Source organism: Micromonospora sp. SD19, assembly GCF_054462275.1.
Genome location: NZ_JBTLMN010000021.1, coordinates 1 through 21134, shown reverse-complemented (window position 1 = coordinate 21134; position 21134 = coordinate 1). Strand labels below are relative to the sequence as shown.

The following is a 21134-nucleotide window of genomic DNA, read 5'->3' as shown; positions in this document are numbered from 1 at the left end:
CCGCGCCCCGCGCCCCGCGCCCCGCGCCCCGCGCCCCGCGCCCCGCGCCCCGCGCCCCGCGCCCCGCGCCCCGCGCCGAAGATCGTGCTCGAACCAGGAAGTAGTGGCCTCAACGACGCGCGGACACCACTACAACAATGAACGAGCACGATCTTCCGGCCGGCGCCCCGTCAGCCGGGGCGGGTCAGGTGGGTGGTGATCGCGTCGGCGAGCCGGTCGGGGGCGCCGTCGGCGTACCCGATGAAGAGCGACGGTTCGGTCAGCTCCAGTTCGACCAGGACCGGCTTGCCGTCCGGGCCGGGGATCAGGTCGACCCGCGCGTAGAGCAGCTGTCGGGTGCCACCAGGCACCGCCGCGAGGGTCTGCTCGGCCACCGTCAGCTGGTCGGCTCGGGCGATACGCGCGGTGATCTCTTCGGCCTTGTAGAGCCCGTCCGGGCCGAGGTCCGGCCCGGTCAGCATCGGACCCTTGCGGATCGCGTGGCTGAACGCGAGCCCCTCCGGACCGGCCAGGAAGAGCAGCGCCGTCTCGCCCTCGGTGTCGACGGCACGCAGGTACGGCTGGACCATGGTCACCCGGCCGGCGTCGGAGAGCCGGCGAACATGCGCGGCGGCCAACTCCCGGTGTTCCGGGTCGGCCAGGTCGTAGCGGCCGGTGTCCTGGCTGCCGGCGCTGACGGCGGGCTTGAGCACGTACTCGCCGGTCTCGGCGGGTGGTTGCCAGCTCTCCCCCGGCTCGATCCAGGTCGTCGGCACTGTCGGCACCCCGGCGGCGCTCAGCTCACCGAGGTAGCGCTTGTCGGTGTTCCAGCGGACCACGTCGGCCGGGTTGACCAGCGCCGGGACGCCCGCCGCCCAGGACACGAACTCGTCGCGGCGCAACGCGTAGTCCCAGGGTGAGCGGAGCACGACCAGGTCGTAGGACGACCAGTCGACGTCGGGGTCGTCCCAGACCACGGATTGGGCGGCGATGCCGCGGGCGGCGAGCGGTGCGAGGACCAACCGGTCGTCCGGGTCGAGGTCGGCCAGCTCGGAGCAGGTGACGAGAGCGACCCGGGGTTCCCCCCGGGCCGACTGGTGATATGTGGTCAATTCAACTGTCTATTCAGCGGGACATCGTGCGGCGGGCCATCGACCGCCAGAGGTCGTTGCTCGGACGCATCTGGTCCATCAGCTCACGCTCCCAGGCGTTCTCGACGGTGACTCCCGCCTTGGCGCACGCCTCCCGGGCGGTGACGGTGTCGTCGGCGAACTGGTCGCCCCACTCACCGTCGGAACCCACCAGGACGATCCGCGCGCCACGCTTGCCGACGTACTCGATGACCGCCTTCGCGCCGCCGTGCCCGGCGGCGAACGCCTTGAGGCCCGCGACCAGGCCGTGGGGCGCCTGCTCGCCGGCGGTCTGCTCGGCCGTCAGCGTCGTATCGGAACCATCTGCCATGACGCGAAGCCTAAGCAGAGTTGCACCCGGTCGCGCGAGAACCATGAACCTTTTGTGATGCCAATTACCTACAGGTTTAAGGACGAGCACAGGTTTGCTGTCCGTTTATATCAGGACTTTTGCGCTCAAACCACGTGGGCAAAACGCCCCCGAACCGTCCTGAGTTGAGCCGACCTGGCTCATGCTGAAAGTTACTCTGATGTGACGTTAAAAGCGGACAACTCATCCACGTTCATGACTAGTCAGTGGATCATCGCCGTCAAGCGCCGACCGGGCGGGGTGGGGACGGGTCAGATCAGCGCGTCGAGCGCGACGGCCACGAAGACGATCGTCAGGTACGTCGTCGACCAGTGGAACAGCCGCATCGGCTTGACCGCCTCGCCGCGCGTCGCACGCCGGCAGAGCTTGTGCGCCTCGACCACGAAGATGGCACCCACCACCAGGGTCGGCACCCCGTAGATCGCGCTGAGCCCCAGCGGCCAGACGGCCAGGGAGGTGAGCACGGTGAGCCACGCGAAGATCAGGATCTCGGCGTTCACCCGGCGGACCGAGGCCACCACCGGCAGCATCGGGATGCCGGCCCGGGCGTAGTCGTCCTTGTACTTCATGGCGAGCGGGTAGAAGTGCGGCATCTGCCAGAAGAAGACCACAGCGAACAGCCCCCACGCGGCCGGCGCCAACGAGCCCGTCACCGCCGCCCACCCGATCAGCACCGGGGCCGCCCCGCAGGCGCCGCCCCAGAAGGTGTTCGCCGGGGTGGAGCGCTTGAGCCACAGGGTGTAGACGAGGTCGTAGTAGGCGATCGCGGCGAGGGTCAGCGCGGCGGCCAGCAGATTGGTGAACGCCGCCATCAGGGCGACCGACACCGCCGCCAACACCAGACCGAAGATCAACGCGCTGCGCGGCGAGACGGTGTGCGCCGGCAGCGGCCGACGCTTGGTACGCCGCATCAACTGGTCGATGTCCCGGTCGATGTAGCAGTTGAGCACGCTGGCCGCGCCGGCGGCGAGCGAGCCGCCGATCAGGACGACGGCCATCAGCCACAGCGACGGCAGCCCGCCCTCGGCGAGCATCATCGCCGGGATGGTGGTGACCAGCAGCAACTCGACGATCCGAGGCTTGGTGAGCGTCACGTACGCCGAGATGACCGCGCGTACGTCCCGCCGGGCCACCGTGCCCTCGGCCGCCCGCGCCGGATGCTGCCCGGCCGGGTTGCTCGCGGGGCGCTCGGTGATCATGCTCACGGATTGCCACCTTCCGGCATCGGGCACGGGGAGATCGGATCGGTCGGGACCGGGAGGGTCCGCATACCGACCCACACACTACGCGTCGTCGTTTTGGCTGCCCGGCCGACCCGACAACGGTGCGGGCCGTCACACCACCGGGTTGAACCGAGCATCCGGATGGTCACGTAGCGCACACCATGCGCAGATCCCCGGGCGCACGTTTAGGGACGCTCGATAAGGTCATCGGTGAGGGTTCCGCCCATCTGCCGAGGAGCACAACCATCGTGGCTGTTAAACGACCCGAGCACTCCGCACTGAACTGGTCCGACCTCGATCGCCGGGCCGTCGATACCGTCCGCGTGCTGGCCATGGACGCCGTAGAGAAATCCGGCAACGGTCACCCGGGCACCGCGATGAGCCTCGCGCCCGCGGCGTACCTCCTCTTCAACCGGGTCATGCGGCACAACCCGGCCGACCCGAACTGGCCCGGCCGCGACCGGTTCGTCCTCTCCGCCGGGCACTCCAGCCTGACGCTCTACATCCAGCTGTTCCTCTCCGGTTACCCACTGAGCCTGGACGACCTGAAGTCGCTGCGGCAGTGGGGCTCGCAGACGCCGGGGCACCCCGAGCACGGGCACACGCCGGGCGTCGAGACCACCACCGGCCCGCTCGGGCAGGGTCTGGGCAACGCGGTCGGCATGGCCATGGCGGCCCGCCGCGAGCGCGGCCTGTTCGACCCCGAGGCCGAGCTGGGCGCGTCCGTCTTCGACCACGACATCTGGTGCATCGTCTCCGACGGTGACATCGAAGAGGGCATCAGCCACGAGGCCAGCGCGCTCGCCGGGCACCAGCAGCTGGGCAACCTCACGGTGATCTACGACGACAACGAGATCTCCATCGAGGACGACACCCGGATCGCCAAGAGCGAGGACGTGGCCGCCCGCTACGAGGCGTACGGCTGGCACGTGCAGACCGTCGACTGGCGCAGCGGCGACGCCGACCAGGGCGACTACCACGAGGACGCCGAGGCGCTCTACGCGGCGCTGCTGGCCGCCAAGGCGGAGACCGCCCGCCCCTCCTTCATCGCGCTGCGCACCATCATCGGCTGGCCCGCCCCCAACAAGCAGAACACCGGCAAGATCCACGGCTCGGCGCTGGGCGCCGACGAGGTGAAGGCCACCAAGCGGATCCTCGACTTCGACCCGGAGCAGACGTTCCAGGTCGACGAGGAGGTGCTCAGCCACGCCCGCACGGTGATGGGCCGCGGCTCCGACGCCCAGCAGGAGTGGACCACCGCGTTCGACGCGTGGAAGAAGGCCAACCCGGAGCGCACCGCGCTCTACGAGCGGTTGGCGGGCCGCGTACTCCCCGACGGCTGGACCGACGCGTTGCCGGTCTTCCCCGCGGACGCCAAGGGGGTGGCCACCCGGGCCGCGTCCGGCAAGGTGCTGGAGGCGCTCGCGCCGGTGCTCCCGGAGCTGTGGGGTGGCTCGGCCGACCTGGCCGAGAGCAACAACACCACGATGAAGGGCGAGCCGTCGTTCATCCCGGCCGCCCACGCCACCAAGGACTTCCCGGGCCACGAGTACGGCCGCACGCTGCACTTCGGCATCCGTGAGCACGCCATGGGCGCGATCCTCAACGGCATCGCCCTGCACGGCGGCACCCGCCCGTACGGCGGCACGTTCCTGGTCTTCAGCGACTACATGCGCCCGTCGGTGCGGCTGGCCGCGCTGATGAAGCTGCCGGTGACCTACGTCTGGACGCACGACTCGATCGGCCTCGGCGAGGACGGCCCGACCCACCAGCCGGTGGAGCACCTGACCGCGCTGCGCGCCATCCCGGGCCTGGACGTGGTCCGTCCGGCGGACGCCAACGAGACCGCCTGGGCCTGGCGGAAGGCGCTGGAGCACACCGACCGGCCGACCGCGCTGGCGCTGAGCCGTCAGCCGCTGCCGACCTTGGACCGCGACGTCCTGGGCAGCGTGGAAGGCGTGGCCAACGGTGGCTACGTGCTGGCCGAGGCGTCCAACGGCAAGCCTCAGGTGATCATCATCGGCACCGGTTCCGAGGTGCAGCTCTGCCTGACCGCCCGGGAGCGGCTGGAGGCCGACGGCACCCCGACCCGGGTCGTCTCGATGCCCTGCCAGGAGTGGTTCTACGAGCAGGACGAGGCGTACCGGGAGTCGGTGCTCCCGCGCGGGGTAAAGGCACGGGTGAGCGTGGAGGCGGGCATCGCGATGTCCTGGCGCGGCGTCGTCGGTGACCTCGGCGAGAGCGTGAGCCTGGAGCACTACGGAGCGAGCGCCCCGCACACCGTGCTCTTCGAGCAGTTCGGGTTCACCCCCGACCGGATCGTGGCGGCAGCACACGCCTCGCTGGCCCGGGTGGGCGACATCACCGGTTTCACGACCGGCAACTGAGGGAGCGTGGATGGCATGACGGACAAGCTGAATGAGCTCACCGCCGCGGGTGTGGCGGTCTGGCTCGACGATCTTTCCCGGGTGCGGTTGAGCTCCGGCGGGCTGGACCAGCTGCGCCGCGAGAAGCACGTGGCCGGCGTCACCACCAACCCGACGATCTTCGCCAAGGCGTTGAGCGACGCCGACGAGTACAACTGGCAGCTGCGCGACCTCGCCACCCGTGGCGTGGACGTGGAAGAGGCCGTACGGATGCTCACCACGTACGACGTACGGTGGGCCTGCGACGTCATGCGCCCGTCGTACGACGGCAGCGCCGGTGTCGACGGCCGGGTCTCGATCGAGGTGGACCCGCGCAGCGCGCACGACGCGGACAAGACCGTCGCCGAGGCCAAGGCGCTGTGGTGGCTGGTGGACCGACCCAACCTCTTCATCAAGATCCCGGCCACCGAGGAGGGCCTGTCGGCGATCACCGACACCCTCGCCGAGGGGATCAGCGTCAACGTGACGCTGATCTTCGGTCTGGACCGCTACTCGGCGGTCATGGAGGCGTTCCTGGCCGGTCTGGAGCAGGCCAAGGCCAACGGTCACGACCTGTCGAAGATCGGCTCGGTCGCGTCGTTCTTCGTCTCCCGGGTCGACTCCGAGGTCGACAAGCGACTGGAGAAGGTCGGCTCCGACCAGGCCAAGGGCCTCAAGGGCAAGGCCGCCGTCGCCAACGCCCAACTGGCGTACGAGCGCTACACCGAGGTGTTCTCCTCGGACCGCTGGAAGGCGCTCGAGGCGGCCGGCGCGCACCCGCAGCGGCCGCTGTGGGCGTCCACCTCGACGAAGAACCCGGACTACCGGGACGTGATCTACGTCGAGGAGCTGATCGCCCCCGGCACGGTCAACACGATGCCGGAGGCGGTCATCCACGCGTACGCCGATCACGGCGAGACGCGCGGCGACACCGTGACCGGCGCCTACGACGCGGCCCGGAAGGTCTTCGCGGACCTGGAGTCGGTCGGGGTGGACATGTCCGACGTGATCGCCACCCTGGAGCGCGAGGGTGTGGAGAAGTTCGAGGCGAGCTGGCAAGAGCTGCTCGACGGTGTCAGCAAGTCGCTGGCGGCGGCGGGCACCGGCAAGGGCTCGCCGAACAAGGCGGCCAAGGGCAACGCCAAGGCCGCCGAGAAGGCCGGTGGCGCATGAGCGAGCGAATCAGCAAGCTCAGTGCGATGAGGCCTCATGGCGGCACGCAGCGAAGCGGAGTGACGGCATGAGCGAGCGCAGCGAGCGAATCAGCAAGCTCAGTGCGATGAGGCCTCATGACGGCACGCAGCGAAGCGGAGTGACGGCATGAGCGACCTGCCTGCTGGGGCGGTGGAGGGAGCCGCCGGGCTCTCCGTGTACGGCGCGGACGCGGTCGACAAGGCCGCGCCCGCCTCAACCCGGGAGGCGCTGGTCAAGGCCGGCGTCCCGGGCAAGCTGGCGGGCAAGGACGCGAGCCTGTGGGGTCCGGACGCCGAGGCCGAGGCGAAGATCCGCCTGGGCTGGGTGGACACCCACCGGCGCAGCCGCGAGCTGCTCGCGCAGTTGGCCGAGCTGACCGCCGAGCTGGCCGACCTGGATCACGTGGTGCTCGCCGGCATGGGCGGTTCGTCGCTCGCGCCCGAGGTGATCACCCAGACGCTGGGTCGTCCGCTGACGGTGCTGGACACCACCGACCCGGGCCAGGTCCGGGCGGCGCTCGGTGACCGGCTGGAGCGCACCGTCGTGGTGGTGGCCAGCAAGTCCGGGTCGACGGTGGAGACCGACAGCCACCGGCGCGCCTACTGGCAGGCGTTCCTGGACGCCGGGATGACCGAGGCGGAGGCCGGCCGGCACTTCGTCATCGTCACCGATCCGGGTTCGCCGCTGGAGGCCACCGCGACCGAGATGGGCGCGTTCACAGTGCTCGCCGACCCGAACGTCGGCGGCCGGTACTCGGCGCTCACCGCGTTCGGTCTGGTGCCGTCGGCGCTGGCCGGCGTGGAGGTCGCGGAACTGCTCGACCAGGCCGACGCGCTGGCCACGTCGCTCGGCGCGGACCAGAACAACCCGGCGTTGGCCCTGGGCGCCGCCCTGGGCGCCGCGGCCACTGTGGCCCGGGACAAGGTCGCCCTCGTCTCCGACGGCACCGGCATCGACGGGCTCGGCGACTGGGCCGAGCAGTTGATCGCCGAGTCGACCGGCAAGGCCGGGGTGGGCATCCTCCCGGTGGTGGTGGAGTCCCCGCAGAGCCCCGGTGCCACCGGCCCGGACGTGCTGACCGTCAGCTACGGGGGCGCGCTGGCCCCCGGTGACGTGCCGGGCGGCGGCGCCACCCCGGACGTGGCCGTCAACGGCCCGCTGGGCGCGCAGTTCCTGGCCTGGGAGTACGCCACCGCGGTGGCCGGTGTGGTGCTCGGGATCGACCCGTTCAACCAGCCGAACGTCACGGAGTCCAAGGAGAACACCAACAAGATCCTGGCCTCGGGCCTGCCGGCGGAGACGCCGTCGTTCACCGAGGGCGCGATCGAGGTGTACGCCCCGCAGGGCGCCCCGGGTGACCTGGCCGGCGTGCTGCGCTGGCTGCTCGACGGGTTGGGCGACGACGGTTACCTCGCGGTGATGGCGTACCTCGACCGGTTCGCCGACGCCGACACGGCCAAGCTGCGGCCGCTGCTGGCGCAGGCGAGCGGGCGGCCGGTCACCTTCGGCTGGGGACCACGGTTCCTGCACTCGACCGGCCAGTACCACAAGGGCGGCCCGCAGGTGGGTAGCTACCTTCAGGTGACCGGCGCGGTGGCCGAGGACCTGGCGGTGCCGGGCAAGCCGTACACCTTCGGCGAGCTGCAGGCGGCGCAGGCCGCCGGGGACCGGCAGGCGCTCGCCGGTCGGGACCGGCCGGTCCTGCGGTTGCACCTGACCGACCGGGCCGCCGGTGTCGCCCAACTACTGGACGCGGCCGGTGATCTGCGGGCGTGAGGATGGACGACGTGACTGAAGCGGAGCGAGGAGGCGGTTCCGTGAGCGCGAGGAGTGAGCCGGGGTTGCGAGCCCCGGAGTCGCGAACCGAAGGTGGCTCGGTGAACCCGCTGCGCGATCCGCAGGACCGCCGGTTGCCCCGGATCCCCGAGCCGTGCGCTCTGGTGATCTTCGGGGTGACCGGCGACCTGGCCCGCAAGAAGCTGCTCCCCGCGGTCTACGACCTGGCCAACCGGGGGTTGCTGCCGCCGGGCTTCGTGGTGCTCGGTTTCGCGCGCCGCGACTGGGGTGACGGCGACTTCGAGACCCTGGCGTGCGAGGCGGCCAAGAAGCACGCCCGCACCCCGTGGCGGGACGAGGTGTGGGCGCGGCTGGCCGGCAACATCAAGTTCGTCGGCGGGTCGTTCGACGACGACGCCGCGTTCGACCACCTCGCGTCGACGCTGGACGACCTGCGTCAGACCCACGGCATCACCGGCAACGCGGCGTTCTACTTTTCCATCCCGCCGGCCGCGTTCCCCGTGGTGCTCAAGCAGCTGGCACGGACCGGAATGGCCGACAACGAGAAGTCCGGCGGTTGGCGGCGGGTCGTGGTGGAGAAGCCCTTCGGCAACGACCTGCCGTCGGCGAAGGCGCTCAACGACCTCGTCGACGACGTGTTCACCCGCCAGGACGTCTTCCGGATCGACCACTACCTGGGCAAGGAGACGGTTCAGAACATCCTTGCCCTGCGGTTCGCCAACAACCTGTTCGAGCCTCTGTGGAACTCCAAGTACGTCGACTCGGTGCAGATCACCATGGCGGAGGACGTCGGCATCGGCACCCGCGCCGGCTTCTACGACACCGTCGGCACCGCCCGTGACGTGCTGCAGAACCACCTCCTGCAACTCCTCGCCCTGGTGGCGATGGAGGAGCCGACCAGCTTCGACGCCGACGAGATCCGGGCCGAGAAGCTGAAGGTGCTCAAGGCCATCACCCTGCCCAAGGACGTCACCCGCGACACCGTCCGCGGCCAGTACCTGCCCGGCTGGGTGGGCGGCGAACGCGCTGTCGGTTACCGAGACGAGCAGGACGTCCCCGCCGACTCCACCACGGAGACGTACGTGGCGGTGCGGCTGGGCATCCAGAACCGCCGGTGGGCGGAGGTGCCGTTCTACATCCGGGCCGGCAAGCGGCTGCCCCGGCGGGTCACCGAGGTCGCCATCATGTTCAAGAAGGCGCCGCACCTGCCGTTCAACGACGCCGACATGGAGTCGTTGGGCAACAACCAGCTGGTCATCCGGGTGCAGCCGGACGAGGGCGTGGTGCTCAAGTTCGGTTCGAAGGTGCCGGGCACCACCATGGAGGTCCGCGACATCGCGATGGACTTCCAGTACGGCGAGGCGTTCACCGAGTCCAGCCCCGAGGCGTACGAGCGGCTGGTGCTGGACGTGCTGATCGGTGACCGCACCCTGTTCCCGGACGCGGCCGAGGTCGAACAGAGCTGGCAGGTGATCGACCCCCTGGAGCACGCCTGGGCGGGCACCACCCCGGAGCCGTACCGGGCCGGTGAGTGGGGCCCACGGGCCTCCGACGAGATGCTGGCCCGCGAGGGCCGCGCCTGGAGACGAGCATGATCGGGCTGTGGGACACCACCGGCAACGAGGTGGTCAAGGCGCTCGCCGCCGAGCGGCGCAGCGCCGGCGGGGTGGCCAGCGGCATGGCGCTCACCCTCATCGTGGTCGTGGACGAGAAGCGGGTCCGGGAGGCGGAGGCGGCGGCGACGATCGCCGCCGCCGCCCACCCGTGCCGGCTCCTGGTGGTGGTGCGCTCGGAGATCGAGCGGGACCGCAACCGACTGGACGCGGAGATCGTGGTCGGTGGCCGGCTCGGCCCGTGCGAGGCGGTGGTCACCCGGATGTACGGCCGCTTGTCGCTGCACGCCGAGTCGGTCGTGATGCCGCTGCTCGTGCCCGACGTGCCGGTGGTCACCTGGTGGCACGGCGAGCCGCCGGCGGAGATCGCCACCGACTTCCTCGGGGTGGTGGCCGACCGGAGGATCACCGACTGCGCGCAGGCCGCCGACCCGGTGGAGGCGCTGCGGCAGCGTGCCCGGGACTACGCACCGGGCGACACCGACCTGGCGTGGACCCGCATCACCCCGTGGCGCACCCTGGTCGCCGGGGCGTTCGACACCACCAGCGCCCAGGTCACCGAGGCGAGAATCGTCGCGCCGCCCAGCGACCCGACGGCGGCGCTGATGGCCGGTTGGCTGTCCAGCCGGCTCGGCATCACCCCGCACCGGGTGGACAGCAACGAGTTCCCCCGCATGCGGGAGGTGCAGCTCAGCTGCGCCAACGGCGACCAGCTGACGCTGACCCGCGAGGACAGCATGGCCGTCTTCCGGCGCACGGGGCAGGAGGACCGGGCTCTGCCGCTGGTTCGCCGCCCGCTCGGCGACGAACTGGCCGAGGAGCTGCGCCGACTGGACGCCGACCAGGTGTACGCGGAGGCGCTGGGCGCGACGGCCGGCCTGCGCGGGCTGGAGCAGCGCCCGCCGCAGCGGGTCCACGTCTGGAAGGATCCGGCCACCGCGCAGCGCGCCGAGGCCGGGGTCACCGCGCACGCCGGCACCAGCGGCGAGGGCTGAGCCCAGCCGGGGTACGACGTCGGGCAGGGCCGGTACCCACCGGCCCTGCCCCGCAACCTCTGGGGTTTTCGCCCCAACCACCTCGGGCGGACCGTCCCGGGCACGACAGCGACCGCCGGGCGGTCGGGAAACGAAGGCGCAACCATGAGTGAGGCGAGTGTCGCCGTCCACGCCGACGCCGACCTGCTGGCGCAGGCCGTGGCGGCCCGGTTGCTGGTGAAGCTGCTCGACGCCCAGGCCGACCGGGGCGAAGCCTCGGTGGTGCTCACCGGCGGTCGGGTCGCCGCCGCCGTGTACCGGGCGGTGGCGGCGCTGCCGGCCCGCGACGCGGTGGACTGGTCCCGGGTCGACGTGTGGTGGGGCGACGAACGGTTCCTGCCCGCCGGTGATCCGGACCGCAACGAGACCCAGGCTTGCGCCGCCCTGCTGGACGTGGTGCCGCTGGACCCGGCCCGGGTGCACGCGATGCCGGCCTCGGACGGCCCGGCCGGCAACGACCCCGAGGCGGCGGCTGCCGGGTACGCGGAGGAGCTGGCCCGCGCCGCCCGGCCCGGGCACGCCACCCTGCCGCACTTCGACGTGCTGATGCTGGGCGTCGGCGAGGACGGCCACGTGGCGTCAGTCTTCCCCGAGCACCCGGTCGGCTACGAGACGCGGCCGGTCAGCGCGGTGCGGGGCAGCCCGAAGCCGCCGCCGACGCGGACCACCCTCACCCTGCCGGCGATCAACACCGCCGAGGAGGTCTGGCTGGTGGCCGCCGGCGCCGACAAGGCTCGCGCGGTGGGTATGGCGTTGGCCGGCGCGGGCCCGGTGCAGTTGCCGGCGGCCGGCGTGCGCGGCGTGGACCGCACCCGCTGGCTGTTGGACCGGGCGGCGGCCGCCGACGTGCCCGCCCGGCTGCGCAGCCTGCGCTGAGCGCGGCCCGCTACTCGCCGCGTCGGCGCCGCAGAGCGGCGAGCGCCTCGTTCAGCAGGGCCTCGCCCTCCTCGGCGGTGCGCCGCTCCTTCACGTACGCCAGGTGGCTCTTGTACGGTTCGGCGCGGGCCCGGCCCGGCGGGTTCTGGGCGTCCGGGCCGGCGGGCAGGCCGCAGCGGGGGCAGTCCCACTGGGCCGGCGGCTCGACGTCCGCGGCGATCCGGATGTCGACCCGGTGGTCGTTACGGCACCAGTAGGTGACGTCCTGTCGGGGGGCGGGTTGGTGCCGCTCGTCCGGGCGCATGGGTGCGGACCCGACCCGGGCTCCCCGGATAACGTTGCCACTCGGCACGGCTGCTCGCTCCTGTCGTCGGAGGGGACCCGCCGTCTTCGGGGGTGGAGCGGCGGGCGACGCGGTGCAGCGGGGAAAAGCCTGCGCGCGGTCCGTCGAGTGACGAACCGCGCGCAGATTGTACGACTTACTGGGCCTGCTCAGGCGCCGCTGTTCATCTGGAGGCGCAGCCAGAGCCCGAGCCCGACGATCGCGGCGAACCAGACGACGCTCACCAGCACGGTGTAGCGGTCCAGGTTCTTCTCCGCGACCGAGGAGCCCGCGAGGCTGGAGCTGACGCCACCGCCGAACATGCTCGACAGACCGCCGCCCTTGCCGCGGTGCAGCAGGATCAGCAGGGTGAGCAGAATGCTCGTGATGACCAGCAACACGATCAACGTGTATGCGAACCAGATCGGCATGGCTGGGGTCAGTTCCTCTCGTAGCGATCCTCGCCCGGTCTGATCGGGCACGGCGGCACCGACCGGCGGACGGGCGGTGTCAAGGATACCGAGCGATCAGCGAGCGAGGTGCTCCGGGAACCGGCAGATCTGAGCGAATTCCTCGGCGTCCAGGCTGGCGCCCCCCACCAGGCCCCCGTCCACGTCCGCCTGACCCATGATCGAGGCGATGTTGGACGCCTTGACCGAGCCGCCGTAGAGGACCCGGACCTGGTCGGCGGTCTCCTGGTCGAAGCGGGCCGCCAGCCGCTGACGCACCGCCCCGCAGACCTCCTGAGCGTCGTCAGGGGTCGCGGTCTTGCCGGTGCCGATCGCCCAGACCGGCTCGTACGCGACCACTACCTGCCGCACCTGCTCGGGGGTGAGCCCGGCGAGGCCCCCGTCGAGCTGGTCGGAGCAGTGCGCCACATGGGTGCCCTGCTCGCGGACGTCCAGCCCCTCCCCCACGCAGAGGATCGGCGTCAGGCCGTGCGTCAGCGCCGCCTTGACCTTGGCGTTGACCAACGCGTCGTCCTCGTGGTGGTAGGCCCGCCGCTCGGAGTGCCCCACCACGACGTACGTGCAGCCGAGCTTGGCCAGCATCGGCCCGGAGATCTCCCCGGTGTACGCGCCGGACGCGTGCGGGGAGAGGTCCTGCGCGCCGTAGCCGATCAGCAGCTTGTCGCCGTCCACCGCGGTCTGCACGGTTCGCAGGTCGGTGAAGGGCGGCAGCACGACCGTCTCGACGTCGGTGAGCTGCTTCTCGGTGAGGCTCGCCGCCAACTTCTGCACCAGCAGGTTGGCCTCGAGGTGGTTGAGGTTCATCTTCCAGTTGCCGGCCATCAACGGCCGGCGGGTGGTGCTCGACATTCAGTTCTCCAGGGCCGCGATGCCGGGGAGGGTCTTGCCCTCGAGGTATTCCAGGGAGGCGCCACCACCGGTGGAGATGTGATTGAAATCAGTCTCGTCCAGCCGCAACGCACGGACCGCGGCTGCCGAGTCACCGCCGCCGACGACGCTGAACGCGTCGGCCTTGGTGATCGCCTCCGCGACCCCCCGGGTGCCCGCCGCGAAGGCCGGCATCTCGAACACGCCCATCGGGCCGTTCCAGAAGATCGTCTTCGCCTGGGACAGCGCGGCGCTGAAGCCAGCCACCGTCTCCGGGCCGACATCCAGGCCGAGCCGGTGGCTCGGGATGCCGTCGACCCGCACCGTGTCGTGCGCCGCGTCCGGGGCGAACGCGTCCGCGACCACCACGTCGACCGGAAGCATGATCTTGCCGCCGGACCGCTCCAGCAGGTTACGGCAGGTCTCGACCATGTCCTTCTCCAGCAGCGAGGTGCCCACCTCCAGGCCCTGGGCCTTGAGGAAGGTGAAGCACATCCCGCCACCGATGAGCAGCCGGTCGACGGTGGGCAGCAGCGCCTCGATCACGGCGAGCTTGTCGGACACCTTCGACCCACCGAGCACCACCACGTACGGTCGCTCGGGCTCACCGGTGAGCTTGGAGAGGACCTCGACCTCACGCAGCACCAGCCGGCCCGCGACGTGCGGCAACCGGGCCGGCACGTCGAAGACGCTGGCGTGCTTGCGGTGCACGGCACCGAACGCGTCGTCCACGTAGGCGTCGCCGAACGCGGCGAGCTGGTCGGCGAAGGCACCCCGCTCGGCCTCGTCCTTGCTGGTCTCACCGGCGTTGAAGCGCAGGTTCTCCAGGAGGGCGACCTGACCGTCGGCCAGGCCGGCCACTGTGGAACGGGCGGAGTCGCCGACGGTGTCGGTGGCGAAGTGCACCGGCGCGCCGAGCAGCTCACCGAGGCGCCCGGCGACCGGGCCCAGGCTGAACTGCGGGTCCGGAGCGCCCTTCGGACGGCCCAGGTGCGAGCAGACGACCACCTTCGCGCCGGCCTCGACCAGCGCGCCGAGGGTCGGCAGCACCGCACGGATCCGGCCGTCATCGGTGATGGCACCGGTCTGCTTGTCGAGCGGGACGTTCAGGTCGGCGCGCACCAGCACGCGCCGACCCGACACCCCCTCGGCGAGCAGATCGTCGAGGGTCCGGATGCTCACAGCGAGCTACCGACCAGCTTGACGAGGTCGACCAGGCGGTTGGAGTAGCCCCACTCGTTGTCGTACCAGCCGACGACCTTGACCTGGTTGCCGACCACCTTGGTCAGCGGCGCGTCGAAGATGCACGACGCCGGGTCGGTCACGATGTCGGTGGAGACGATCGGGTCCTCGTTGTAGACCAGGATGCCCTTGAGCGGGCCGTCCGCGGCGGCCTTCAGCGCGGCGTTGACCTCGTCGACGGTGGTCTCGCGACCCACGTTGACGGTGAGGTCGGTGACGGAGCCGGTCGGGATCGGCACCCGCAGGGCGTACCCGTCGAGCTTGCCCTTGAGGTCCGGCAGGACCAGGCCGATCGCCTTGGCGGCGCCGGTGGAGGTCGGCACGATGTTCAGCGCGGCGGCCCGGGCCCGACGCAGGTCCGAGTGCGGCGCGTCCTGGAGGTTCTGGTCCTGGGTGTACGCGTGGATCGTCGTCATCAGACCGTGCTGGATGCCGAACGTGTCGTGCAGGACCTTCGCCATCGGGGCGAGGCAGTTGGTGGTGCACGAGGCGTTGGAGATGATGGTGTGCTTCGCCGGGTCGTAGGTGTCGTGGTTGACACCCATGACGACGGTGACGTCCTCGTTCTTCGCCGGTGCGGAGATGATGACCTTCTTGGCCCCGCCGTCGACGTGCGCCTTGGCCTTGGTGGCGTCGGTGAAGAAGCCGGTCGACTCGATGACGACGTCGGCGCCGACCTCGCCCCACGGCAGCTTCGACGGGTCCTTCTCGGCGTACGCCTTGATGGTCCTGCCACCGACGGTGATCTCGTCGGCGGTGGCCTTGACCTCGTAGGGCAGACGACCGAGGATGCTGTCGTACTTGAGCAGGTGGGCGAGCGTGCCGTTGTCGGTCAGGTCGTTGACCGCCACGACCTCGATGTCGGCGTCAGACGCCAGCACTGCCCGGAAGAAGTTACGGCCGATTCGGCCAAAGCCGTTGATGCCAACCCGGATGGTCACAGGTCCCATCTCCTCGCGTTCTGGTCCGCCGGCTTCACACAACGGGCCGGCGGGAATGGTGTGCGCCGACCGTTGGAGCCGGCCGTCGACGGTTCATCTCGGCCACCCCGCCGCGCGGTCTGAGGACCTGACCGCCCGAGGCGGTGGGGCACGACGAGGAGTGCCGGTGTCGGCCCCCTTGCCGTACGCAGCGACCCTATCCGAGCGTGCGAGACCACGCTGCGCCGGGTCGTGCTCCCGGACGCACCGTGCGGCCCCACCGTCCTATCAGACCACGAGCATGTCGGGCGTGACGGCTGCTTCCGTATCCGGGATGCCGAGGTCCCGGGCCCGCTTGTCGGCCAGCGCCAGGAGCCGGCGGATCCGCCCGGCGATGGCGTCCTTGGTCAGCGGGGGGTCGGCCAGCGCCCCCAACTCCTCCAGCGACGCCTGCCGGTGCTCCAGGCGCAGCCGCCCGGCGTCGGTCAGGTGGTTGGGCGCCTCGTCGGCCAGGATCTCCAGCGCGCGGGTGACCCGGGCGGCCGCGGCGACCGCCGCCCGCGCCGAACGGCGCAGGTTGGCGTCGTCGAAGTTGGCGAGCCGGTTGGCGGTGGCCCGCACCTCCCGGCGTACCCGGCGCTCCTCCCAGGCCAGCACGCTGGAGTGCGCGCCGATCCGGGTGAGCAGCGCGGCGATCGCGTCGCCGTCCTTGACGACCACCCGGTCCACCCCGCGTACCTCACGGTTCTTCGCGGTGATGCCGATGCGCCGGGCCGCGCCGACCAGCGCCAGCGCCGACTCCGGCCCCGGGCAGGTGATCTCCAGCGCGCTGGAGCGGCCGGGCTCGGTGAGCGAGCCGTGGGCCATGAACGCGCCCCGCCACGCGGACACCGCGCAGCAGACGTTCGCCGCCACCACGTGCGGGGGCAGACCGCGCACCGGACGGCCCCGCACGTCGAGCAGCCCGGTCTGCCGGGCGAGGGCCTCACCGTCCTTGACCACCCGCACGATGAAGTGGCTGCCCTTGCGCAGCCCACCGGAGGCCAGCACGTGGATCTCGCTGGGATAGCCGTAGACCTCGGCGATCTCCCGGCGCAGCCGCCGGGCAACCGCCCCGGTGTCCAGTTCTGCCTCCACCACCACCCGGCCGGAGACGATGTGCAACCCGCCGGCGAAGCGCAGCAGCGCGGCCATCTCCGCCCGCCGGCAGCAGGGCTTGGGCACGTCGACCCGACTCAGCTCGTCCTTGACCGCGGCCGTCATCGCCATTGTGCGTCCCCTCACGGACCTGTTCCGGCGTGTCGCCGGAGATTACGTACGTGTCTAACGATCGGCGCCCAGGACAGGCACCAGCGCGGCGCCCAGGGCAGCCGGATCATGGCGGGGAGTCCCGTCGACAACGGCGACGGGGGCGAGGACCAGGCGGGCACCCAGCGATTCTGCCGCACGTTCGACCGGTTCGGGGTCACCCACCGCCTTGGCGTCGGCGAGCACGAGATCCACCTTCAGCTCGGGCAGGTACCAGTGCAGCGCCGCGAGGTGGTCGGCGACGGAGAGCCCGAGGGTCTCCTTCTCCGCGGCGAGGTTCAGCGTGACCAGCCGCCGGGCCGAGGTGGACACGATGGCGTCGGCCAACTGCGGCACCAGCAGGTGCGGTAGCACGCTGGTGTACCAGCTGCCCGGCCCGAAGATCAGCCAGTCGGCCGCCCGGATCGCCTCGATGGCCTCGGCGCAGGCCGGTGGGGCGCTCGGGGTGAGGCGCAGCGACTCGACGCGTCCGGTGGTGACGGCCACCTGGTGCTGGCCGGTGACCGTGCGCACCTCGTCGGGGGCGGCCGGGTCGGCGCCGCGTACCCGGGCCTCGATCCCGACCGGTTGTCGGGACATCGGCAACACCCGGCCCACCGCGCCGAGCATCGCGCCGGCGTGCTCCAGCGCCGCCACCGGGTCGCCGAGCAGCTCCATCAGGCCGCAGAGCACCAGGTTGCCCACCGCGTGCCCGGCCAGACCGTCCCCGCCGGCCGACGCCCCGTCGGTGCCGCGCAGGGCCGCACCGTGTCGGGCCGGGCCGTCCGGGCCCGGGTCGTCGCCCGCCGCCGGGCCCGGGTCGGTCCCGTCGGATCGGGGTACGCCCACCGGCACGGCGGCGAAGCGGTGCTGGAACAGCCCGGCGCTGCGCCGGGTGGCCGGGTGGTCCCCGGCCAACGCCACGAGCGCCTGACGCAGATCACCCGGGGGCAGACCACCCCGCTCGGCCCGCAGCCGGCCACTCGAGCCGCCGTCGTCACCCACCGTGACCACTGCGGTGATGTCGAGGTCGAGTTCGGGAGCGCAGTGGCGCAGCGCGCGCAACGAGGCGGACAGCCCGTGCCCGCCGCCGAACGCCACCACCCGCCGGGTCGTCATTCCCGCCCCAGGTCACGGTGCTGGGCGTTCGCCGCCAGCCCGGAGTGCCGCAGTCGGCTGGCCAGCTCCTCGGCGATGGCCACGCTGCGGTGCTTGCCGCCGGTGCAGCCCACGGCGACGGTGAGGTACCGCTTGCCCTCCCGCTCGAAGCCGGTGGTGGTGGCGTTGACCAGGTCGGCGTACGAGGCGACGAAGGCGTCCGCGCCCTCCTGACCCAGCACGTACGCGCTGACCGCCTCCTCCCGCCCAGTGTGCTCACGCAGCTCCGGCACCCAGTAGGGGTTGGGCAGGAAGCGGGCGTCCAGCACGAAGTCGGCGTCCGGTGGCAGGCCGTACTTGAAGCCGAACGACAACACGGTGACCCGCAGCCGGCGGGCGTCCTCGCCGCCGAACAGCTCCTCGATGCGCCGCCGGAGCTGGTTGACGTTCAGGTGGCTGGTGTCGATGATCACGTCGGCCTGGTCGCGGGCCTCCTCCAGCAGACCGCGCTCCACGGCGATGCCGTCGGCCAACCGCCCGTCACCCTGCAACGGGTGCGAACGCCGAACGCTCTCGAACCGCCGGATCAGCACCTCGTCGTCGGCGTCGACGAAGACCACCCGGGGCGAGAACCCGCGCTCCTTGAGCTCCCGGATGGCCCCGGCCAGGTCAGTGGAGAAGGCCCGCGACCGCACGTCCAGCACCATGGCGGTACGCCGGGCCGCACCGCCCGCCTTGAACGCCAGCTCGGCCATGTCCAACATCAGGGCCTGCGGCAGGTTGTCCACGACGTAGTAGCCGACGTTCTCCAACGCCCGGGCGACAGTGCTGCGGCCACCCCCGGAGAGGCCGGTGACCACCACGAGAGTGGTTTCCGACTCGGCCGCCAACTGCTCGTCGTCGGCCTCCGGGCCGTCGATCCGGTCACCGGCTGTGCGCGCCTCGCTCACCCGTACCCCCAAGCCGTGGCGCCGCGGCCGCCTTCGGCCGCGATTGGTCAATCAGCGACTCTATCCCGCCGTCGGGTCAGGACCGGGCACCCGTGGCCGGGCGATGCCCCGCGGACCGTGCGACGGTCGCCCTCCCGACACCGCGTACGGCTGGGTTCATGCCGATCGCGCCCGGACCGCTCCCCCGGCCGGCGCACCGGTCCGGGTGCGCCGGGCGGGCGCTGTCGGGGTCGGCTCGTAGACTCCCCGGATGGCTTCTCCCACCGACCTGCGTACCGCCTCCGACGCCCTGGATGTGCTGGGCCGGGTCTTCGGCTACGACGCGTTCCGTGGCTTCCAGCAGGACGTGATCGACCACGTGGTCGCCGGCGGCGACGCGCTGGTGTTGATGCCCACCGGTGGCGGCAAGTCCCTGTGCTACCAGATCCCGGCCCTGGTCCGCGAAGGGGTGGCGGTCGTGGTGTCCCCGCTGATCGCGCTCATGCAGGACCAGGTGGACGCGCTCACCGCGGTCGGCGTGCGCGCCGGGTTCCTCAACTCGACCCAGACCCTGGACGCCCGGCGGCGGGTGGAGGCCGCCTTCGTCGCCGGTGAGCTGGACCTGCTCTACCTGGCGCCGGAGGCGCTCGGCGTCCGGTCCACCCTCGCCCTGCTGGACCGCGGGCGCATCTCGCTGTTCGCGATCGACGAGGCGCACTGCGTGTCCCAGTGGGGGCACGACTTCCGCCCCGACTACCTCGCGCTGTCGATGCTGCACGAACGCTGGCCGCAGGTCCCCCGGATCGCGCTGACCGCCACCGCGACCAGCGCCACCCGCACCGAGATCGCGACCCGACTCAAGCTCGACGACGCCCGGCACTTCGTGGCCAGCTTCGATCGGCCCAACATCCAGTACCGGATCGTGCCCAAGCGCGAGCCCCGCAAGCAGCTGCTGACCCTGCTGCGCGACGAGCACCCCGGCGACGCCGGCATCGTCTACTGCCTGTCCCGGGCCTCGGTCGACAAGACGGCGGAGTTCCTCACCGCCAACGGCATCGCCGCCCTGCCCTACCACGCAGGGCTGGACGCGGGCACCCGCGCCGCCAACCAGCAACGCTTCCTGCGCGAGGACGGCCTGGTCATGGTGGCCACCATCGCCTTCGGCATGGGCATCGACAAGCCCGACGTCAGGTTCGTCGCCCACCTCGACCTGCCCAAGTCCGTCGAGGGCTACTACCAGGAGACCGGCCGCGCCGGCCGGGACGGCCTGCCGTCCACCGCCTGGCTGGCGTACGGGCTGCAGGACGTCGTCCAGCAACGCAAGATGATCGAGACGTCCGACGGCGACCTCGCCCACCGCCGCAACCTCGCCGCCCACCTGGACGCGATGCTCGCCCTCTGCGAGACGGTCCGCTGCCGGCGGGTCCAGTTGCTCGAATACTTCGGCGAGACGACGACGACCGCCTGCGGCAACTGCGACACCTGCCTCACCCCACCGGAGTCCTGGGACGGCACTGTCGCCGCCCAGAAGTTGCTGTCCACCGTCTTCCGCCTCGACCGCGAACGCAACCAGCGCTTCGGTGCCGGGCACTGCATCGACATCCTGCTCGGCAAGCAGACCGACAAGATCAGCCAGTACGGTCACGACTCGCTGACCGTCTTCGGCATCGGCGCCGAGCTCAGTGAGGCCGAGTGGCGGGGCGTGGTCCGGCAGTTGCTCGCCGAAGGGCTGCTCGCCGTGGAGGGTGACTACGGCACGCTGGCGTTGACCGAGGCCAGCGCCGACGTCCTGGGTCGTCGCCGCACCGTCACCATGCGCCGCGAGCCGGAGAAGGCGCCATCGAGCCGCTCGTCGAAGCCGCGCGGCTCGGCCACCGTCGTGGCCGAGCTGACCCCGGCCGCCGCGCCGCTGTTCGAGCGGCTGCGCGGCTGGCGAGCGACCACCGCCAAAGAGCAGGGCGTTCCGGCGTACGTGATCTTCCACGACGCCACCCTGCGACAGATCGCCAGCGACGCGCCCCGCACACTGGCCGACCTGTCCCGGGTCAGTGGGGTCGGCGAGAACAAACTCGCCAAGTACGGCGAGCAGATCCTGGCCGTCCTCGCCACCGACTGAGGCACGCCGAAGGGCCGGGCCCCGTGGTGGGGTCCGGCCCTTCGGCGGTGTGCTGGGGTGCTGGGGTGCTGTGTGCTGGCGTGCTGTGTGCTGGCGTGCTGGTGTCAGCTGGTGGCGTAGCCGCGGGTGGCGATCCAGTCCGCGAGGTGCTCGACGGTGACCTCGTAGGAGGCGGTGTCCGGGTTGGCGGAGTCGGCGATCTTCACCACGTTCCCGCCATCGCGGTAGCCGACGACGCTGATGTAGTGCCCGCCCTCGAAGG

At 71.5% G+C, this 21134-nt stretch carries 18 protein-coding genes and 1 pseudogene; 7 read left to right on the top strand and 12 right to left on the bottom strand.

What is annotated here, in order from left to right; genetic code table 11:
* Positions 1-170: 170 nt before the first annotated feature.
* The 3 genes from ACX27O_RS33000 to ACX27O_RS32990 all read right to left on the bottom strand — a co-directional run bounded on the left by ACX27O_RS33000 (position 171) and on the right by ACX27O_RS32990 (position 2684).
* Positions 171-1091 (bottom strand): ATP-grasp domain-containing protein, encoded by a 921-nt coding sequence (locus tag ACX27O_RS33000; RefSeq protein ID WP_458940600.1) that lies wholly within the window; start codon positions 1089-1091, stop codon positions 171-173.
* Positions 1092-1104: 13 nt separating this feature from the next.
* Positions 1105-1440 carry a hypothetical protein gene (locus ACX27O_RS32995; RefSeq protein ID WP_124816405.1) on the bottom strand — a complete coding sequence of 112 codons (336 nt, stop codon included), beginning with the start codon at positions 1438-1440 and terminating at the stop codon, positions 1105-1107.
* Between the two features lie 290 nt (positions 1441-1730).
* Positions 1731-2684, bottom strand: a complete 954-nt coding sequence (locus tag ACX27O_RS32990; protein ID WP_030337330.1) for a heme o synthase — start codon at positions 2682-2684, stop codon at positions 1731-1733.
* A gap of 266 nt (positions 2685-2950) precedes the next feature.
* Between ACX27O_RS32990 and tkt the strand changes: the two genes are divergently transcribed.
* From tkt to pgl, 6 genes are all read left to right on the top strand, one after another.
* Positions 2951-5089 carry a transketolase gene (gene tkt / locus ACX27O_RS32985; RefSeq protein WP_210857796.1) on the top strand — a complete coding sequence of 713 codons (2139 nt, stop codon included), beginning with the start codon at positions 2951-2953 and terminating at the stop codon, positions 5087-5089.
* Between the two features lie 15 nt (positions 5090-5104).
* Complete coding sequence (tal, locus tag ACX27O_RS32980; protein WP_030337334.1) at positions 5105-6280, top strand: transaldolase; 1176 nt, start codon at positions 5105-5107, stop codon at positions 6278-6280.
* A 147-nt stretch (positions 6281-6427) separates the two neighbouring features.
* A complete protein-coding gene (locus tag ACX27O_RS32975) occupies positions 6428-8077 on the top strand; it encodes a glucose-6-phosphate isomerase (protein WP_210866741.1) in 1650 nt (549 codons plus the stop codon).
* Positions 8078-8178: 101 nt separating this feature from the next.
* A complete protein-coding gene (zwf, locus tag ACX27O_RS32970) occupies positions 8179-9693 on the top strand; it encodes a glucose-6-phosphate dehydrogenase (protein ID WP_030337336.1) in 1515 nt (504 codons plus the stop codon).
* Positions 9690-10706: a glucose-6-phosphate dehydrogenase assembly protein OpcA gene (locus tag ACX27O_RS32965; protein WP_030337338.1), complete on the top strand. Its 1017-nt coding sequence runs from the start codon at positions 9690-9692 to the stop codon at positions 10704-10706. The genes zwf and ACX27O_RS32965 overlap by 4 nt, the downstream gene beginning before the upstream one ends.
* A gap of 144 nt (positions 10707-10850) precedes the next feature.
* On the top strand, positions 10851-11621 hold the full coding sequence (pgl, locus tag ACX27O_RS32960; protein WP_458940599.1) for a 6-phosphogluconolactonase: 771 nt from the start codon (positions 10851-10853) through the stop codon (positions 11619-11621).
* Positions 11622-11631: 10 nt separating this feature from the next.
* Here pgl and ACX27O_RS32955 read toward each other — a convergent pair whose 3' ends face one another.
* The 8 genes from ACX27O_RS32955 to rapZ form a co-directional block, all read right to left on the bottom strand.
* Positions 11632-11973 carry an RNA polymerase-binding protein RbpA gene (locus ACX27O_RS32955; RefSeq protein WP_030337342.1) on the bottom strand — a complete coding sequence of 114 codons (342 nt, stop codon included), beginning with the start codon at positions 11971-11973 and terminating at the stop codon, positions 11632-11634.
* Positions 11974-12113: 140 nt separating this feature from the next.
* Positions 12114-12374 carry a preprotein translocase subunit SecG gene (gene secG / locus ACX27O_RS32950; RefSeq protein ID WP_030337344.1) on the bottom strand — a complete coding sequence of 87 codons (261 nt, stop codon included), beginning with the start codon at positions 12372-12374 and terminating at the stop codon, positions 12114-12116.
* A 96-nt stretch (positions 12375-12470) separates the two neighbouring features.
* Positions 12471-13262, bottom strand: coding sequence for a triose-phosphate isomerase (gene tpiA, locus ACX27O_RS32945; protein WP_030337346.1), 792 nt, complete (start codon positions 13260-13262; stop codon positions 12471-12473).
* On the bottom strand, positions 13263-14462 hold the full coding sequence (locus ACX27O_RS32940) for a phosphoglycerate kinase (protein ID WP_030337348.1): 1200 nt from the start codon (positions 14460-14462) through the stop codon (positions 13263-13265).
* Positions 14459-15463 (bottom strand): type I glyceraldehyde-3-phosphate dehydrogenase, encoded by a 1005-nt coding sequence (gene gap, locus ACX27O_RS32935; protein WP_030337349.1) that lies wholly within the window; start codon positions 15461-15463, stop codon positions 14459-14461. The genes ACX27O_RS32940 and gap overlap by 4 nt, the downstream gene beginning before the upstream one ends.
* 267 nt (positions 15464-15730) lie before the next feature.
* Positions 15731-16711 carry a DNA-binding protein WhiA gene (gene whiA, locus ACX27O_RS32930; RefSeq protein ID WP_030337350.1) on the bottom strand — a complete coding sequence of 327 codons (981 nt, stop codon included), beginning with the start codon at positions 16709-16711 and terminating at the stop codon, positions 15731-15733.
* A gap of 54 nt (positions 16712-16765) precedes the next feature.
* Positions 16766-17848, bottom strand: coding sequence for a gluconeogenesis factor YvcK family protein (locus ACX27O_RS32925; protein WP_210866742.1), 1083 nt, complete (start codon positions 17846-17848; stop codon positions 16766-16768).
* Positions 17845-18747, bottom strand: coding sequence for an RNase adapter RapZ (gene rapZ, locus ACX27O_RS32920; protein ID WP_210860362.1), 903 nt, complete (start codon positions 18745-18747; stop codon positions 17845-17847). Before rapZ ends, ACX27O_RS32925 begins: the two co-directional genes overlap by 4 nt.
* Before the next feature lie 280 nt (positions 18748-19027).
* Between rapZ and recQ the strand changes: the two genes are divergently transcribed.
* The gene (gene recQ / locus ACX27O_RS32915) at positions 19028-20872 is read left to right on the top strand and encodes a DNA helicase RecQ (protein WP_458940598.1); all 1845 of its coding nucleotides are present in this window, start codon (positions 19028-19030) and stop codon (positions 20870-20872) included.
* A gap of 104 nt (positions 20873-20976) precedes the next feature.
* On the opposite strand, the pseudogene ACX27O_RS32910 reads toward recQ, so the two are convergent.
* Positions 20977-21134, bottom strand: a pseudogene (locus ACX27O_RS32910) (C39 family peptidase); the annotation flags it as partial.

What these genes read in the sequence shown, in the direction of transcription:
- secG (WP_030337344.1), bottom strand. Translation starts at nt 12,374, where the DNA reads ATGCCGATCTGGTTCGCATACACGTTGATCGTGTTGCTGGTCATCACG.
- whiA (WP_030337350.1), bottom strand. Translation starts at nt 16,711, where the DNA reads ATGGCGATGACGGCCGCGGTCAAGGACGAGCTGAGTCGGGTCGACGTG.
- ACX27O_RS32925 (WP_210866742.1), bottom strand. Translation starts at nt 17,848, where the DNA reads ATGACGACCCGGCGGGTGGTGGCGTTCGGCGGCGGGCACGGGCTGTCC.
- ACX27O_RS32965 (WP_030337338.1), top strand. Translation starts at nt 9,690, where the DNA reads ATGATCGGGCTGTGGGACACCACCGGCAACGAGGTGGTCAAGGCGCTC.
- recQ (WP_458940598.1), top strand. Translation starts at nt 19,028, where the DNA reads ATGGCTTCTCCCACCGACCTGCGTACCGCCTCCGACGCCCTGGATGTG.
- tpiA (WP_030337346.1), bottom strand. Translation starts at nt 13,262, where the DNA reads ATGTCGAGCACCACCCGCCGGCCGTTGATGGCCGGCAACTGGAAGATG.
- ACX27O_RS32975 (WP_210866741.1), top strand. Translation starts at nt 6,428, where the DNA reads ATGAGCGACCTGCCTGCTGGGGCGGTGGAGGGAGCCGCCGGGCTCTCC.
- tal (WP_030337334.1), top strand. Translation starts at nt 5,105, where the DNA reads ATGACGGACAAGCTGAATGAGCTCACCGCCGCGGGTGTGGCGGTCTGG.
- pgl (WP_458940599.1), top strand. Translation starts at nt 10,851, where the DNA reads ATGAGTGAGGCGAGTGTCGCCGTCCACGCCGACGCCGACCTGCTGGCG.
- ACX27O_RS32995 (WP_124816405.1), bottom strand. Translation starts at nt 1,440, where the DNA reads ATGGCAGATGGTTCCGATACGACGCTGACGGCCGAGCAGACCGCCGGC.